This window comes from Streptomyces sp. NPDC050418, assembly GCF_044458745.1.
Classification (GTDB): Bacteria; Actinomycetota; Actinomycetes; order Streptomycetales; family Streptomycetaceae; genus Streptomyces.
Genome location: NZ_JBITIG010000001.1, coordinates 892004 through 909111 on the forward strand (window position 1 = coordinate 892004; position 17108 = coordinate 909111).

Sequence of the window (17108 nt, forward strand, 5' to 3'; positions counted from 1 at the left end):
CGAAAGCCGTGTCCGCACGCGCCGACCTAGGGAGCCGAGCGGTGACCGACCAAGTGACCGAGCCGGGCGCCGCACTGTTGCGCGCCGGAAAGTTCTTCCGGCGCGGCAACGCCGCCCCTGACATGCACAGTGTGCAGCTCAAGGGCGGACGGCAGGCCGACACCTTCTACCGGGACCGCTGGAGCCACGACAAGGTCGTGAACTCCACGCACGGCGTGAACTGCACGGGATCCTGCCGCTGGAAGGTGTACGTCAAGGACGGCATCATCACGTGGGAGACCCAGCAGACGGACTACCCGAGCGTCGGCCCCGACCGCCCGGAGTACGAGCCGCGCGGCTGCCCCCGGGGCGCCGCGTTCTCCTGGTACACGTACTCGCCGACGCGGGTCCGTTACCCGTACATCCGCGGTGTCCTGTTGGAGATGTACCGCGAGGCGAAGGCGCGGATCGGTGATCCGGTGCAGGCCTGGGCCGACATCCAGGCCGACCCGGAGCGGCGCAGGACGTATCAGCAGGCCCGCGGCAAGGGCGGGTTGGTGCGCGCGACCTGGGACGAGGCCCTGGAGATCGTCGCGGCCGCGCATGTGCACACCATCAAGGAGCACGGCCCGGACCGTATCGCCGGCTTCTCGCCGATCCCCGCGATGTCGATGGTGTCGCACGCGGCGGGCGCCCGGTTCATGGGCCTCATCGGTGCCCCGATGCTGAGCTTCTACGACTGGTACGCGGACCTCCCGGTCGCCTCCCCGCAGGTCTTCGGCGACCAGACCGACGTCCCCGAGTCGGGCGACTGGTGGGACGCCGCGTATCTGATGATGTGGGGCTCGAACGTCCCGGTGACCCGTACGCCCGACGCGCACTGGATGGCCGAGGCGCGCTACCGCGGCCAGAAGGTGGTCGTGGTCGCGCCGGACTACGCGGACAACGCGAAGTTCGCCGACGAGTGGCTGCACCCGCACCCCGGCACCGACGCCGCGCTCGCGATCTCCATGGGGCATGTGATCCTCAAGGAGTTCTTCGTCGACAAGAAGACGGACTTCTTCGACGACTACGTCCGCAAGTACACCGACCTGCCGTTCCTGGTGACGCTCACCGAGAAGGACGGCGGGTACGTGCCGTCGAAGTTCCTGCGGGCCAGTGACATCGGGCAGGACTCCGAGGCCGCCGAATGGAAGACGGTCGTCCTCGACGAGACCACCGGGCAGCCCGCGGTCCCGAACGGTTCGCTGGGCTTCCGGTGGACCGAGTCCGGCGAGGGCAAGTGGAATCTGGAGCTCGGCGGCATCAAGCCGCAACTGACGCTGCACGGCACGGAGTTCGCGACCGGCGTCGAGGTCAAGCTGCCCCGCTTCGACACCGAGGGCGGTGAGCACGGTCAGGGCCGCGGCGAGGTGCTCAGCCGCGGTGTCCCGGCGACGCGGCTCGGCGGCCAGGACGGCCCGCTGGTCACCACGGTCTTCGACCTGCTGCTCGCGCAGTACGGCGTGCCGCGCGAGGGTCTGCCGGGCGAGTGGCCCGCCTCGTACGACGACGCGGGAAGCCCGGGCACCCCGGCCTGGCAGGAGGAGCACACTTCCGTGCCGGCCGCGCAGGCCGTGAAGATCGCCCGGGAGTTCGCGCAGACCGCGGAGAAGTCACGGGGTCGCTGCATGATCCTGATGGGCGCCGGCACGAACCACTGGTTCCACTCGGAGCAGATCTACCGTGCGTTCCTGGCGCTCCTTCAGCTCACGGGCTGCCAGGGCCGCAACGGCGGCGGCTGGGCGCACTACGTCGGCCAGGAGAAGTGCCGTCCGGTGACCGGCTGGGCGACCCTCGCGGGCGCGGGCGACTGGTCGAGGCCGCCGCGGCAGATGATCGGCGCGGCGTACTGGTTCCTCAACACCGACCAGTGGCGCTACGACAAGTTCCAGGCCGATGTACTCGCCTCGCCGCTCGGCAAGGGGCTCTTCGAGGGCATGACGGGCGCGGACTGTCTGGCCCTGTCGGCCCGTTCGGGCTGGATGCCTTCGTATCCGACCTTCGACCGCAATCCGCTGGAGCTCGGCGAGTCCGAGGATCCGGTGGCGCAGGCCGTCTCCGAACTCAAGGCGGGCACCCTCAAGTTCGCCTGCGAGGACCCGGACGCCCCCGAGAACTGGCCGCGTGTGGTCACCTTGTGGCGGGCCAATCTGCTGGGCTCGTCCGCGAAGGGCGCCGAGTACTTCACCAAGCACCTTCTCGGCACGCATTCCTCGCTGCGCGCGGAGGAGGCCGGAGAGGACGTGCGGCCGCGTGACGTGAAGTGGCATGAGGAGGCACCGGAGGGAAAGCTCGATCTGCTGCTGTCCCTCGACTTCCGGCAGACGTCCTCGACCCTCCTGTCCGATGTCGTCCTGCCGGCCGCCACCTGGTACGAGAAGCACGATCTGTCGACCACGGACATGCACCCCTATGTGCACTCGTTCACGCCCGCGGTGAACCCGCCGTGGCAGGCACGGACCGACTTCGACACCTTCCTCGGCCTGGCGCGCAAGTTCTCCGAGCTGGCCCGCCCCCACCTCGGCACCCGCAAGGACCTGGTGGCCACGGCGCTGCAGCACGACACCCCCGGCGAGATGGCGCAGCCGGGCGGTGTGGTTCTCGACTGGAAGCGCGGCGAGTGCGAGCCGGTCCCGGGCAGGACGATGCCGAACCTCGCGGTCGTCGAGCGTGACTACACGGCGATCGGGGAGAAGTTCGCGTCGCTCGGCCCGCTGGTCGAGAAGCTGGGTCTGCCCGCGAAGGGCATCGCGCTCCACCCCGACCAGGAGGTCGAGGAGCTCAAGCAGCGCAACGGCACGGTGCGCGGCGGCCCGGCGGACGGACGCCCGCTCCTCGACACCGCGATCAAGGCGGCCAACACCATCCTGGCCCTGTCCGGCACGACCAACGGCCGGCTCGCCACCCAGGGCTTCCACACTCTGGAGAAGCGCACGGGACAGGAGATGGCGCACCTCGCCGCCGAGGCCGAGGGCAAGCGCATCACATACGCGGACACACAGGCCGCGCCCGTACCGGTGATCACTTCGCCGGAGTGGAGCGGCAGCGAGTCCGGCGGCCGCCGCTACACGGCCTTCACGCTCAACACCGAGCATCTGAAGCCCTGGCACACCCTCACCGGACGCCAGCACTTCTTCCTCGACCACGACTGGATGCACGAGCTGGGCGAGGCGCTGATCGGCTACAAGCCGCCGCTCGACATGCACCGGCTCTTCGGTGAGCCCAGGCTCGGCGCGGACGGGCAGAAGGAAGTCACGGTCCGGTACCTCACCCCGCACAACAAGTGGTCCATCCACTCCGAGTACCAGGACAACCTGTTCATGCTGTCGCTGTCGCGCGGCGGCCAGAACATCTGGATGTCGCCGCAGGACGCCGACGCGGTGGGCGTGAAGGACAACGACTGGATCGAGGCGGTCAACCGCAACGGTGTCGTCGTGGCCCGCGCGATCGTCTCGCACCGGATGCCGCAGGGCACGGTCTACATGCACCACGCGCAGGAGCGCACGGTGAACGTTCCGAAGACCGAGACCACCGGCAAACGCGGCGGCATCCACAACTCGCTCACCCGCGTCCTGATGAAGCCGAGCCATCTCATCGGCGGCTACGCGCAGCTCTCCTGGGCGTTCAACTACCTCGGCCCGACGGGCAACCAACGCGACGAAGTCACCGTCATCCGTCGCCGTTCGCAGGATGTGGAGTACTGACATGCGCGTGATGGCCCAAGTGGCGATGGTCATGAACCTCGACAAGTGCATCGGGTGCCACACCTGCTCGGTCACCTGCAAGCAGGCGTGGACCAACCGCACCGGCATGGAGTACGTCTGGTTCAACAACGTCGAGACCCGGCCCGGACAGGGCTATCCGCGGCGCTACGAGGACCAGGAGAAGTGGCAGGGCGGCTGGGTCCTCAACAAGCGCGGCGCGCTCAAGCTGAAGAACGGCGGCCGGCTGAAGAAGCTCAGCCACATCTTCTCCAACCCCAAGCTGCCGGAGATCAAGGACTACTACGAGCCCTGGACGTACGACTACAAGAACCTCACGGACGCCCCGCTCGGCGACGACTACCCGGTGGCGGAGCCGCGTTCGCTGATCACGGGCAAGCCGATGAAGATCGAGTGGTCGTCGAACTGGGACGACAACCTGGCGGGCGCCGTCGAGCACGGGCCGCAGGACCCGATGGTCGAGAAGGTGCGCGAACAGGCCGCGGAGAAGGTCAAGTTCGCCTTCGAGCAGACCTTCATGTTCTATCTGCCGCGGATCTGCGAGCACTGCCTCAACCCGGCGTGCGTGGCCTCCTGCCCCTCGGGCGCGATGTACAAGCGCAACGAGGACGGCATCGTCCTCGTCGACCAGGACCGGTGCCGCGGCTGGCGGATGTGCGTGACCGGCTGCCCGTACAAGAAGGTCTACTTCAACCACTCCACCGGCAAGGCCGAGAAGTGCACGATGTGCTATCCGCGCGTCGAGGTCGGTCTGCCCACGGTCTGTTCGGAGACCTGCGTCGGACGGCTGCGCTATCTCGGCGTCATCCTGTACGACGCCGACAAGGTCACCGAGGCCGCGTCGACCAAGGACGAGAAGGCGCTCTACGAGGCCCAGCTGGGGGTGTTCCTCGACCCCGACGACCCCGAGGTCCAGCGGGCCGCCGAGGCAGCCGGCATCCCGTACGACTGGATGGAGGCGGCCCGCCGCTCCCCCGTGCACGCGCTGATCAACAAGTACAAGGTGGCGCTGCCGCTGCACCCGGAGTACCGGACCATGCCGATGGTCTGGTACATCCCGCCGCTCTCCCCCGTCGTGGACGCGCTCACCGAGACGGGCCACGACGGTGAGGACGCGGGCAACCTCTTCGGTGCCATCGACACGCTTCGTATCCCGCTCGAATACCTCGCGGAGATCTTCACGGCAGGTGACGTGGCGCCCGTCCGGGCCTCGCTGAACAAGCTCGCCGCGATGCGCTCCCACATGCGGGCCATCAACCTCGGCGACCGGCCCGACCACTCCATCGCGGACTCGGTGGGCATGAGCGCGCAGGAGATCGAGGAGATGTACCGGCTCCTGGCCATCGCCAAGTACGAGGACCGCTATGTGATCCCGACCGCGGCGGTCGGCGACGCGAAGGCCCTGGAGGAGTCGGCGCTCCCCGACAGCTGCTCCCTTGACTACGACGGCGGTCCGGGTATGGGCGGCGACGGGCCGTTCGGCCAGGACTCCGGCAAGAAGCAGCTGCCGCTGGTGTCGATCGAGAACTTCCACGCCGCCCGCAAGCGGCAGACCGCCGACGAAGAGCCGGCCGATGTGAGGGAGCAGCAGCAGTGAACCACGCGGTCCTCCACCAGGCAGCGTCGTTCTGCCTGTCGTACCCCGACGACGAGTTCCGCGCGCGCCTGCCGCTGCTGCGCCAAGCCGCGCCGCAGCTGAGGGAGTTCCTCGACTTCGCGGATGAAACGGACCCCGCCGAACTCGCCGCGCACTATGTGAAGGTCTTCGACTTCAAGAACCGGCACAGCCTGTATCTGAGCTGGTGGCGCGACGGGGACACCCGCCGGCGCGGGATGACGCTCGTCGGCTTCAAGCAGGTCTACCGTGAGCACGGCCTCGAATTCTCCGATGAGGAGCTGCCGGACTTCCTTCCGGCGGTCCTGGAGTTCTCGGCGCGCGTCGACACCCGGCTGCTGCTCGAATTCCGGCCGGGGCTCGAATTGCTGCGGCTCGCCCTCACCGATCACGGCACGCCCTACGCGAGCGTGCTGCAGGCCGTCTGCGCGACGCTGCCCGGCCCCTCCCCCAAGGACAAGGCGGCCGCGATGGCGATGGCCCGCTGCGGTCCGCCCGTGGAAACCGTCGGCCTCGAACCCTTCACCCTCGTGGGAGAGCCCTCATGAACACGCTTCTTTGGGGGGTCCTGCCGTATGTGGCCATCGCGCTGCTGATCGCGGGCACCTTCTGGCGGTTCAAGTACGACAAGTTCGGCTGGACCACCCGCTCCTCGCAGGTCTACGAGTCGAAGCTGCTCAACATCGCCTCGCCGATGTTCCACTACGGGCTGCTCTTCGTGCTCGTCGGCCATCTGATGGGTCTGTTCATCCCCGAGTCGTGGACGGACAAGGTCGGGCTCGACGAGGACATGTACCACAAGCTGTCGTTGTACGGCGGCACGGCGGCCGGTGCGCTCGCGGTGCTCGGGATCGTGCTGCTGCTCTACCGCCGCCGCACGAAGGCCCCCGTGTTCAAGGCGACGACGGCCAACGACAAGGTGATGTACCTCGTCCTGCTCGCCGCGATCGTGATGGGCATGTGGGCCAAACTCACCAACTCCAGCCCGTCGCACGGCTACAACTACCGCGAGACCATCGCGCCTTGGGCCCGCTCCCTGTTCACGCTGCAGCCCGACGTGGACAAGATGGTGGGCGTCCCGCTCACCTTCCAGATCCACGCCGTCATCGGGCTGCTGCTGTTCGCGCTGATCCCGTTCACGCGTCTGGTGCATATGTTCAGCGCGCCCGTGCAGTACCTGTTCCGGCCGTACGTGGTCTACCGCAGCCGGGACGAGACGCAGCTGGGTGCGCGGCCGGAACGGCGCGGGTGGGAGCGCACCAAGCCGTAACGCCCGAAACGTCCGACGGGACGCCTATGCCGCGCCCCCCTTGGTGTCGCGTTCGTCGTCCACGATCTCGGCGTCGACCACGTCGTCCTGGGGCGCGGCGTCCTCGGCCGGGGCGTCCTGTGCAGCCTCCCGCTGCTCCTGGGCGCCCTGTGCCTGTGCGTACATCGCCTGGCCCATCCGCTGGCTGACCGTCGCCAGCTTCTCGGTGGCGCCCCGCAGTTCCTCGACGTCGGCGCTCGGCTGCCCGATCACACGCTTGAGCTCGGTGAGCGCGTCCTCGACCTCCGTCTTCGTGTCCGCCGGGATCCGGTCCGCGTTGTCGGCGATGAACCGCTCGGTCTGGTACGCCAGTTGCTCGGCGCCGTTGCGGGTCTCGGCCGCCTCCCTGCGCTTGCGGTCGTCGTCCGCGTACTGCTCGGCCTCGCGCATCATCCGGTCGATGTCGTCCTTCGGCAGCGCCGAGCCGCCGGTGACGGTCATCTTCTGTTCGCGGCCGGTCGCGAGGTCCTTCGCCGAGACGTGCATGATCCCGTTGGCGTCGATGTCGAAAGTGACCTCGATCTGCGGCACTCCACGCGGCGCGGGCGGCAGCCCGGTGAGGTCGAAGACCCCGAGCTTCTTGTTGTACGCGGCGATCTCCCGCTCGCCCTGGAAGACCTGGATGCCGACGGAGGGCTGGTTGTCGGCCGCGGTGGTGAACACTTCCGAACGGCGGGTGGGGATCGTGGTGTTGCGCTCGATCAGCTTGGTCATGATGCCGCCCTTGGTCTCGATGCCGAGGGACAACGGGGTGACGTCGAGCAGCAGCACGTCCTTCACGTCGCCGCGGATGACACCGGCCTGCAGCGCGGCGCCCACCGCCACGACCTCGTCCGGGTTGACGCCCTTGTGCGGCTCCTTGCCGGTGAGCTGCTTCACCAGCTCGGTGACGGCGGGCATCCGGGTCGAACCGCCGACGAGAATCACATGGTCCACGGCCGAGAGCTCGATCCCGGCGTCCTTCACGGCCTGGTGGAAGGGCTGCTTGCAGCGGTCGAGGAGGTCCTTGGTCAGCTCCTGGAACTGGGCCCGGGTGAGCTTCTCCTCCAGATGCAGCGGACCGGCCGAACTCGCGGTGATGTAGGGCAGATTGACGGTCGTCTCATTCGCGCTCGACAGCTCGATCTTCGCCTTCTCGGCGGCCTCGCGCAGCCGCTGCACGGCCATCTTGTCCTTGGCGAGATCGATCCCGTGCCCGTTCTTGAACTGCTTGACCAGATATTCGACGACCCGCTGGTCCCAGTCGTCCCCGCCGAGTTTCGTATCGCCGTTGGTGGCCTTGACCTCGATGACTCCGTCACCGATCTCCAGGAGCGACACGTCGAAGGTGCCACCGCCCAGGTCGAACACGAGGACCGTCTGCTCGTCACCGCGGTCGAGTCCGTACGCGAGCGCGGCAGCCGTGGGCTCGTTGATGATCCTGAGCACCTTGAGGCCCGCGATCTCGCCGGCCTCCTTGGTGGCCTGGCGCTGCGCGTCGTCGAAGTACGCGGGCACGGTGATCACCGCGTCCGAGACCGTCTCGCCGAGATACGCCTCGGTGTCCCGCTTCAGCTTCTGCAGGACGCGCGCGGACAGTTCCTGGGCCCGTAACCGGCTCCCGTCGATCGTCCCCTCGTCCGGGAAACGCCACCCGGTCTCCCCCATGTGCCGTTTGACGCTGCGCGCGGTGCGCTCGATGTTCGTGACCGCCTGCCGCTTGGCGACCTCGCCGACGAGCACCTCGCCGTTCTTGGCGAAGGCCACCACGGACGGTGTGGTCCTGGCGCCCTCCGCGTTGGCGACCACGGTGGGATCGCCGCCTTCCAGTACGGCGACCACGGAGTTCGTCGTCCCGAGATCGATCCCGACCGCACGTGCCATCTCAGACCCCTTCCCGCACCCCACTCCGGCTCTCCAGCACAAAACTTGAGCGGGCCGTTGTCAATGCCCCGTACGGTCGGTCCGGTGGTGTTCCCCCTGCGCCGTTGTACCGTCGGGTCATGGAGCAGCGCATCACTCTGATCTCACTGGGCGTCACTGACCTCGCCCGCGCGAAGGGCTTCTACGAGGCGCTCGGCTGGCGCGGCCAGGAGGTCGAGGAGACGGTCTTCTTCCAGGCGGGCGGCTCGGCGCTCGTCCTGTGGGACCGGGAGAAACTCGCGGCGGACGCGGGGGTCGACGCGGGTGCGGGGCCGGTGTTCGGTGGCATCGTCCTGGCGCACAACGTCCGTTCGGACGACGAGGTGGACGCGCTGCTGGCCGCCGCGGCCTCGGCCGGCGGCCGGGTGAGCAAACCGGCCGCGGTCAACGTCGTCGGCTTCTACTCGGGCACCTTCGCCGATCCGGACGGCCATCTGTGGGAGGTCGCGCACAACCCCGGCTTCCCGCTCGCCGAGGACGGTTCGCTGACGCTGCCGGACTTCGGCGGAGCCTGAGCTGCGCTTCCCTGGGCCGCGGGTTCCCCGGCCGCGGCTTCCCTGGGCCGGAGGGGTCCTGGCATGCTCGCCGCATGCTGTTCGACATCGACCGTCAGGGCGCCGAGCACCCGGAACTGTGGGCCTTCCTCAGCTCCCTTGAACGTGGCACGCGCCTGAGGGGAACGGTCGCCGCCATCGAGCACTTCGGGGTGTTCGTCGCCCTGGACGAGGGTCCGCCCCACCCGTTCTACGCGGGCGTCGGCTTCCTCACGCTCCCCGAGCTGTCCTGGGTACGGTTCGAATCGGTGCACGACGTCGTCGCGGTGGGACAGCACATCACGTGCGCGTTCCTCGGCTTCGACACCTACCAGGGCGAGGCGCGTCTCTCGCTCCGCGCGCTGCAGCCCGATCCGCTGCGGGCGTTCGCGGACGGGCATCCCCCGGGAGCCGTCCTGCCGGGCACGGTGACGAAGGTCGTGCCGTTCGGGGTCTTCGTGGCGCTCGGCGGCGGCCTCGAAGGCCTGGTGCACCGGGATCTGCCCGGTGGGCCCGAGTGGGGCACGCTCGAACCGGGTGCGGGCGTGAACGTGGCGATCACCGAGGTCGACTGCGACCGCCGGCGGATCTCGCTCGCCTGGCACTGAGCTCCACGCGGTCATCACAGCGCAACGCCCCCGTACCGGACGCGACGTCCGGGACGGGGGCGCAGGAGCGCGAGCGATCAGGCGAGCTTGGCGCTCAGGGTGATCGTGGTGCCCGTCAGGGCCTGGCTGACCGGGCAGTTGGCCTTCGCGTTCTCCGCGGCGGCGACGAAGGCGGCCTCGTCGACACCCGGGACCTCGCCCTCGACCGTGAGGTGGATCCCGGTGATGCCGGTGCCCGGCTGGAAGGTGACGTCGGCGGAGGTCACCAGCTTGGTGGGCGGGGTGCCCGCGCCGGCCAGGCCGTGCGAGAGGGCCATCGAGAAGCAGCTGGAGTGCGCGGCGGCGATCAGCTCCTCGGGGCTGGTCTTGCCGTTCGCCTCCTCCGCACGCGAGGGCCACGAGACCGGCTGCTGACCGATGCCGGACGAGTCGAAGGTGACGGTGCCGGCACCCTCCATGAGGGAGCCTTCCCAGACGGTGTGTGCGCTGCGCGTGGTGGCCACGGCGGTGTTCCTTCCTCTGCGGGACGTCGACGGACGGTTGGGGTGACGTCCACCCCCCATCCGACCACATCCGCGCACTCGGCCGCGCTAAGAGCCTGTTTCCGAACCCCCGTCGTTCGTCCGGAGGACGGCGCAGCGGCGTTCGGTGCGTGCTCTCGGCGTGCGGCGTTACCGGTCATGAATGGGGTCTCCCCTGCTCGAACGAAGTTGAGAGCTTGGGGAAGGAGCCACCTGTCCGGAGGCGCCGTGCGGCGAGAGTGCGTGCCGGGCGTCGGGGCGCAGGCGGGGGTTCGGAAACAGGCTCTCAGGTCACGCGGAAAACGGGACCTTTGGGGGTGAACGGCAGGGATCCTCCGGTGCGGAGGAGGAACGCGTGCTCGCGGCGGATGCGCAGGACGTCGCAGTCGCCGTCGGTGATCACCAGGACCGGCGCGTCCGGCGGGAAGTCGTCGGCCCGCAGCAACAGGTCGATACCGGGCTGCAGTTCGGTACCGCCGCGCCCCCGGACCCGTACCTTCTCGGCGATGTCCGTGACGGGGAGATAGCCCGCGTCGAACGGGGCCACGTCGCAGAACACGACCCGCGCGGCGGGGACGTCGCGCGAGGTCGCGAACGAGGCGATGGCGCCCAGGCCCTTGCCGAGCAGGGTGCGGCTCATCGACGCGGACGTGTCCAGGACGACGCCGAACGTGCAGCGCCGGATCTCCTGCGGCGGGAAGTGCCGCCCGGCGCGCGGGATGTCGGGCGTGGAGGCCTGGCGGCGCGCGGGCCGCGCATAGCTGCGGACGGGCTCGGGCCGGGGCACGTACTCGTCGAACCACGCGGCAAGCCGGGCGTCCCACGGCAGCGGGGGCTGCGAGAGCGCCTTGATCTCCTCGATCAGCCCGGCGGGCAGCGTGCCGCGCTCGCGCCGTTCGTGCAACTCGAAGCCCTGGGCGAGGCCGCGGCGATAGTACTCGTCGAGGTCGACGTAGTCGGCGGGCCCGGTGAGCGGTTCACCGAGGACGTCACCGAGCCCCTTTCCGCGCAGGGTCGCGAGCCGCCGCATCCGGCGCAGGTCGCCGGTGATCCGGTCGTAGACCTCCTCGGTGGACAGGCCCGCGAGGTCCGGGTCGAAGAGCAGCCCCTGCGGCATCACACCGATGTCCATCTCGCGCAGCCAGCCGTTGATGACGTAGTCGGCGGCGACGTTGAAGAGATACGGGTCGCGCGCACCGCACCGGTCGGCGTGCCGCAGCGCGGCGTGCAGCATCTCGTGGGCGAGGACGAAGCGCCATTCCTCGTCGCTCATGCGCACCATCGGGTTGATGTAGATCTCGGCGGCTGCCGCGTTCACCGCGGCGATGGAGATCCGGTGGGCGCGGGCCAGTTCGGCGTCGGCGACGACCGTCATCCCTGCGGCGATCCCGCCGAGCAGCGGGTACGAGGAGACGAACCAGTTGAGCGCGTGGTCCCAGGCCTGGCGCCGGGTGCGCTCTCCGTCGAGCCCGTCGCGCAGCCCGCCCGCCATGTCCATGGCCCGGGACATGGTGCCGGTCAGGGCCCGCGCGAACGCGCTCTGCCAGTCAGGCACCTGGTTCTGCCAGGTGTCGTAGGGCACGAGCAGCTGATCGGCCGTCGCGCCCGCCGTACCGCAGTGTTGGTACGTGGCGGGGATGCCGTCGCGGCGCCAGCCCGCGGCGAGCTGCTCCTCGTCGCCGCCCGGGTACGAGCCGGGCAGGTCGTCGGGCGGGCGGCCGACGGGGAACGTCAGGAGGAAGCGGTTGACGACGGCGCAGCGCGCGGCCAGGTCGAAACGGTCGGGCTGGGTGCGCTCGTTCTTGGCCGCGGGCACATGGCCGAACCCGAGGTGGATGACGGCGTGCGCGAGCGACCAGGCCCAGGTCGCCGGGTCGGTGACGCGGGTGGCGTGGGCGTGCACGGTGCCGTTGGAGTCGACGACGGCGAGGCCGCCGGCGGGCGCCGCGGCGCACTTCGGCGTCCGGCAGAACGTGGCCCCCACGGCCCGCAGCGCGGGGTTGGAGCGTACGAGGTGCAGGCCCGCCTCGTACGCCCGGGTCGCCATGCTCTCCGCGGGCTTCTGGCCCTGCTGCTGCTTGCGGCTCATCGCCGTGCTTCCACCAGGCGCGGCATGTCCCGCGCCGCCTCGATCAGGAACCACGCGGGCAGCACGGGCTGGTCGTCGGCGTCGTCCGCGATGACGGTCTGGGCGACCTCCACGGAGATCTCCGCGAGCTGCACGAGCAAGGCCTTGGCGCGGTAGGCGAGTTGGCGCCCGTTCGCGGTGACGTGCTCCTTGGACGCGGGCAGTTCCTTGCGCAGCCGGGCGCGGAAGGCCTCGGCGAGGAAGTACAGCAGGTCGCGGTCCTCGACACGGCGCGGCCAGGACGCCTCGCCCTTGATGATCGCCTCGATCCCGTACGCGTGGCGCACGATCTTCACGTAGCCGCAGAAGGAGATGGCGTGCGCGGGCGTGAGGCAGCCGTGCGCGATGACCTTGAGCGTCTCCTCGTCGAGGGTGGGCCCGAAGGAGTGCAGCGCGTCGGAGAGCATGTGCCACGAGCGGGGCGTGGAGAAGGGCTGCTCGGTCTTGGGCGGCTTGGACCACAGGTGGTCGGGCCGCTCGGTGAGGTGGTCGAGGACCCAGGGGTGGATGCCGTTGCTGTGCGCCCAGACCAGCCAGTCCTCGGAGGAGGCCGTCAGGTGCACATGGGTGAGGCGGTTGATGAGCGCGGAGGCGATGGGGCGGGCGAGCGCGTTGTCCGTCGAGCGGTTGCCCGCGCCGATGACGATGGAGCCCTTTGGCAGCTCGTAGTTGCCGATGCGGCGGTCGAGGATCAGCGAGTAGAAGGCCTTCTGGACGTCCGGGGTCGCCGCGTTCAGCTCGTCGAGGAAGAGGCAGTACGGCTCGTCGCGGGCGATGGCCTCGGGCGGGCAGAACACCGAGCGCCCGTCCCGGATCTGCGGCACGCCGATGAGGTCCTCCGGCGCCAGCTGCGTACCGAGGAGGCTCACGCATTCAAGGCCCAGCGAGTCCGCGAACGCCCGGACCAGGGAGGACTTCCCGATGCCGGGCGCACCCCACAGGAACACGGGACGCACGGTGGCGAGGCCGAGCAGCAGCTCGGGGACACGGGCGGGCGTCACGGCGACGGCGGGCTGCAAGCGGGACTCCTGGAGGGTGCGGAAGGCAGTGGTCACGGCCCTGGGCCGGGTGACCAGTGTGAGCCGAGCACCCCGCCGGGCGCAGCCCAATTTCCGCTCAGGCGGCCTGCGCGGCCCGCGCCTTGCGCGCCGACATCCACGCGTAGACGAGTACGCCCGCGAACAGGAACAGCACGCCCTGGTAGACGGGCTGGTAGCCGGCGCCGGCCACCAGCCACATCGAGAACGCGAACGCGGCCAGGGCGATCACCGAGTCCCACACGAGCCGCCCGCGGTCCACCAGATCGCCGCGGCCGGCGAGCAGATGGAAGATCTGCGCGGCGGCCGCCAGGAGGTAGGGCACGGTGGCCATGAACGTCGTCACGGTGACCAGGAGCGTGAAGACACCGTCCGCACCGGCCGCGTACTGATAGATCGTCAGGAGCGAGGCCAGGACGACCGTGATGGCCACACCGACGGTCGGCACGCCGCGTTCCTTGTGCGTGAAGATCTGCGGGAACAGGCCGTCCTTGGCCGCGGCGTACGGCGCCTGGGCGCTCAGCAGCGTCCAGCCGTTGAGCGCGCCGAGGATGGAGATCACCGCGGCCCAGGCGACGAGGGTGCCGCCCCAGGTGCCGTCGAACATGACGTTCACCGCGTCCGAGAACGGCGCGGTGGAGTTCACGACCTGGTCGTGCGGCAGCATCCCGAACACCGCGAGCGTGCCGAGGAGATAGACGACGGCGGCGCACATCAGGCCGAGGACGGTGGCGCGCCCGACGTTGCGCCGCGGGTTGCGCACCTCGCCCGCGCTCATCGCCGCGGACTCGACACCGAGGTAGGAGAACAGCAGGATCGCGGCGGCCGCGGAGATCGCGCCGAGCGGGCTCTCGCCGTCGGCGAGGAACGGTCCGAGGTTGTCCGCGTCGAAGAAGAACAGACCGCCGATCGCGACGAGCAGCAGCGGCGCGAACTTCAGGACGGTGGCGACCAGCTGGACCGCGCCCACGTACCGCGTCCCGGCGAAGTTCGCGAAGCCCGGCAGCCACTGCACGATGAGCGCGGCCACGCACATGGACCACTTGTGCTCGGTGATCGAGGGGAACAGAACGCCGAGGTAGCCGACGGCGATGACGGCGAGCGCGGCGTTGGAGACCCAGGCCGTGATCCAGTACGACCAGGCGGCGAGGAAGCCCGCGAAGTCCCCGAAGGCCTCACGGGCGTAGACGTACGGTCCGCCGGTGCGCGGGTCGCGCTTCGCGAGCCGCCCGAAGACCAGCGCGAGGGCGAGCGCCCCGACGGTGAGCACCCCGAACGCGACCAGCGCGATCGTCCCGTACGGGGCCACGGAGGCGGGCAGCAGGAAGATGCCGCCGCCGACGATGTTGCCCATGACGAGGCAGGTCGCGATCGGCAGCCCGAAGCGCCGTGCGTGCTTGCTCCGTTCGTCGGGCTCGTCGGGTCCGTCGGTTCCGTCCGGTCCGTCGGCGGGCAGCGGTGCGGTGGTGTCGTACGCCATGCGGACACGCTGCACCACATCACGGCGATTTGTCCGGTACGGCGCGTTCGGGCGCCGCAACATCACCGGCCGGCCGCATCGGCGCGTCAAGGTCCGCCGGGTCCGGATACGGCACGGGCACCTGCGGGCCGTCGGCCTCGCGCAGCCAGCGCCGCAGGACGCGGTGGATCCGCTCGGCACCGACCAGGTCCGTGCCCTCGGGGACGGGGGCGGACAGGGCCTGCGGCGAGAGCAGGAACGGGTGGCTCTGCTCACCGCCGAGCCCGCCGTGCGAACCGATCTGCTCCTCGAACGCGAGCACCTCGCCTTCCTCGACCGCCGAATTGACCATGATGTCGGCGGTGTTGGGGAAGGAGTCGGTGCGGCGTACGGCGGCCAGGGCGCCGGGGCCGAAGTCCTTGAGCAGGTCCGCGTCCGCCGCGTCGTCGGCAAGGTCGTCGAGGTACAGCTCGGTGCCGCGGGCGCCGAGGAGCACGCCCGCGCCGCGCTGCGAGCGGACGAGCAGGAAGCCGACACCGGGGTGGTTGGCGAGCGTGGGCAGCAGCGCCGGGTGCCGGGCGTCGATCTGTTCGCGCGTCATCCGCTTCGGCTCGTCCGGGAACGAGACGAGGCCGAGGTTCCCGGAGGCGAGCACGATGGGGTCGCGGCCCCGCTGCGGACGGCGCTCGCCGCGGCCCTCCTCGACGGGCCGGTGCATCGCGGCCCGCACCGCGGAGCGCGCCTCGGCGCCGCTGTGGGTGCCGCGGGCCTTGCGCGGCACGGGCAGTCCGCAGCCCGCGCGGACCAGGTCGCCGAGCGAGAGGCCGTAGCGGGAGCGGAAGGTCTCGCCCGGGCTCTGCCCGTGGTCGGAGAGCAGCACGATGCGGTACGGGCGCGGCGCGTGCTCGGCGACCTTCGCGATCAGCGCGATCGACCGGTCGAGGCGCTGCAGCACGAGCGCGGCGTCCTTGCTGTCCGGACCGGAGTGGTGGGCCACTTCGTCGTACGCGACGAGGTCCGCGTAGACGGCGGTGCGGCCGACGAGCATGTCCCCTATGACCGCGGCGACCACGACATCGCGCTCCACGACCGTGGCGAAGGCGCGAATGAACGGGTAGAGGCCGCCGCGCTTGACCCGCGGCCGGGTCCGCTTCAGACGGCCGCGCGTGGACTGGCCGATCTCGCGGCCCACTTCGGCGATGAACGACATGGCGGTACGCACGGCGTTCGCGGGATCGGAGAAGTAGGCGAAGTACCCGGCGCGCGAACGGTTCTCCCGGCCGCGGCGTGCCGCGACCGAGAGCACCAGGGCCACCTGGTCGGCGCCGCCGCTGAACAGGTTGCCGCGGCTGGCCCCGTCCACGGTGAGCAGCCCGCCGTCGCCGGTGCGGGCGATGGCGCGGCGCTGCAGTTCGACGGCGCTGGCGGGCCGGTTGCAGACCATGACCTCGCCGGTGTCCTTCTCGTACCAGCGGAAGGCGGGGATGCCGTGGTTGTCGCCGTGCAGGATGCCGAGCTGGCTGGCGCCCGTCTGGCTCGACCAGTCGGTGCGCCACGGGGTGAGGCGGTGGGTGTCCTTCAGCCAGCCGGCGACGGTGGGCATCAGACCGTCGTCGACGGCCCGCCGGAGCACGTCGTGGCCGACGCCGTCGAGCTGCAGGAAGACCGTGCCGGGGACACGGGGTCCGCGCAGGACGGCCTGCTTGCGGCGTTTGCGGTCCGCGAGGCGGTAGAGCCTGCGGCGGTACGCGTCGTCGTCGCGGACGGCGAGGGCCGCGGCGGTCGCGGAGGCCACGGCGGACATGACGGCCGCGACCACCACGGCCGTCTCGGGATTCGCCTCGCCGCGTCCGTCGGGGATGAGCCGCAGGGCGAGCAGCAGCAGCGAGCCGTTGAGGAAGAAGACGAGGAGTCCGAGGACGAGCGCGGGCACAAGGAGCAGCGCCCGCACGATCAAGGGCCAGACGAGGGCGCTGAGCACACCGAAGACGGCCGCGCCGATGCCGGCGGTGATGCCGATCCGGGTGGCGCTGTCGCCGGATTCCGCCTGGAGGCGGAAGTCGGGGAGCAGACCGGCGAGGATGAGCATCGTGAGCGTGCTCGCCGCCCAGACGATGAGCGCGCGCCACAGGGCGCCGCCGGTCCGCCGCCATCGTCCTTCGCCGACCACGTCCACCTCACGCGTTTCGGGCCCCGGGTTCGGGCCGGTCCCCAGGGTTTCATACGGGGCGCGGTGGTTTGTGGCGGTGCGGG

General features: G+C 70.2%; 12 protein-coding genes. 6 read left to right on the forward strand and 6 right to left on the reverse strand.

Going from position 1 to position 17108, the window contains the following annotated elements; translation table 11 throughout:
- Positions 1–41 precede the first annotated feature (41 nt).
- Genes ACIBI4_RS03980 through narI form a run of 4 tightly spaced genes read left to right on the forward strand, consistent with a single transcriptional unit; the run spans position 42 to position 6628 of the window.
- The gene (locus ACIBI4_RS03980) at positions 42–3725 is read left to right on the forward strand and encodes a nitrate reductase subunit alpha (RefSeq protein WP_399201940.1); all 3684 of its coding nucleotides are present in this window, start codon (positions 42–44) and stop codon (positions 3723–3725) included.
- A 1-nt stretch (position 3726) separates the two neighbouring features.
- A complete protein-coding gene (narH, locus tag ACIBI4_RS03985; RefSeq protein WP_399201941.1) occupies positions 3727–5340 on the forward strand; it encodes a nitrate reductase subunit beta in 1614 nt (537 codons plus the stop codon).
- Positions 5337–5906: a nitrate reductase molybdenum cofactor assembly chaperone gene (gene narJ / locus ACIBI4_RS03990; RefSeq protein WP_399201942.1), complete on the forward strand. Its 570-nt coding sequence runs from the start codon at positions 5337–5339 to the stop codon at positions 5904–5906. The genes narH and narJ overlap by 4 nt, the downstream gene beginning before the upstream one ends.
- Positions 5903–6628 (forward strand): respiratory nitrate reductase subunit gamma, encoded by a 726-nt coding sequence (gene narI / locus ACIBI4_RS03995; protein ID WP_399201943.1) that lies wholly within the window; start codon positions 5903–5905, stop codon positions 6626–6628. Before narJ ends, narI begins: the two co-directional genes overlap by 4 nt.
- 24 nt (positions 6629–6652) lie before the next feature.
- Here narI and dnaK read toward each other — a convergent pair whose 3' ends face one another.
- The gene (dnaK, locus tag ACIBI4_RS04000; RefSeq protein ID WP_399201944.1) at positions 6653–8530 is read right to left on the reverse strand and encodes a molecular chaperone DnaK; all 1878 of its coding nucleotides are present in this window, start codon (positions 8528–8530) and stop codon (positions 6653–6655) included.
- A 119-nt stretch (positions 8531–8649) separates the two neighbouring features.
- Between dnaK and ACIBI4_RS04005 the strand changes: the two genes are divergently transcribed.
- Both ACIBI4_RS04005 and ACIBI4_RS04010 read left to right on the forward strand, forming a co-directional pair.
- Entirely contained in the window at positions 8650–9084 is a 435-nt protein-coding gene (locus tag ACIBI4_RS04005; protein ID WP_399201945.1) for a VOC family protein, read from the forward strand.
- A gap of 74 nt (positions 9085–9158) precedes the next feature.
- Complete coding sequence (locus tag ACIBI4_RS04010; protein ID WP_399201946.1) at positions 9159–9710, forward strand: S1 RNA-binding domain-containing protein; 552 nt, start codon at positions 9159–9161, stop codon at positions 9708–9710.
- 77 nt (positions 9711–9787) lie between these two features.
- Here the strand turns inward: ACIBI4_RS04010 and ACIBI4_RS04015 are convergent, their stop codons facing one another.
- The 5 genes from ACIBI4_RS04015 to ACIBI4_RS04035 form a co-directional block, all read right to left on the reverse strand.
- Positions 9788–10213, reverse strand: a complete 426-nt coding sequence (locus ACIBI4_RS04015) for an OsmC family peroxiredoxin (RefSeq protein WP_399201947.1) — start codon at positions 10211–10213, stop codon at positions 9788–9790.
- Positions 10214–10517: 304 nt separating this feature from the next.
- Positions 10518–12320, reverse strand: a complete 1803-nt coding sequence (locus ACIBI4_RS04020; RefSeq protein WP_399201948.1) for a hypothetical protein — start codon at positions 12318–12320, stop codon at positions 10518–10520.
- Entirely contained in the window at positions 12317–13378 is a 1062-nt protein-coding gene (locus ACIBI4_RS04025) for an ATP-binding protein (RefSeq protein WP_399201949.1), read from the reverse strand. The genes ACIBI4_RS04020 and ACIBI4_RS04025 overlap by 4 nt, the downstream gene beginning before the upstream one ends.
- A gap of 97 nt (positions 13379–13475) precedes the next feature.
- Positions 13476–14876 (reverse strand): amino acid permease, encoded by a 1401-nt coding sequence (locus ACIBI4_RS04030; protein ID WP_399201950.1) that lies wholly within the window; start codon positions 14874–14876, stop codon positions 13476–13478.
- A gap of 19 nt (positions 14877–14895) precedes the next feature.
- A complete protein-coding gene (locus ACIBI4_RS04035; protein ID WP_399202037.1) occupies positions 14896–16944 on the reverse strand; it encodes an alkaline phosphatase family protein in 2049 nt (682 codons plus the stop codon).
- Positions 16945–17108: the final 164 nt, after the last annotated feature.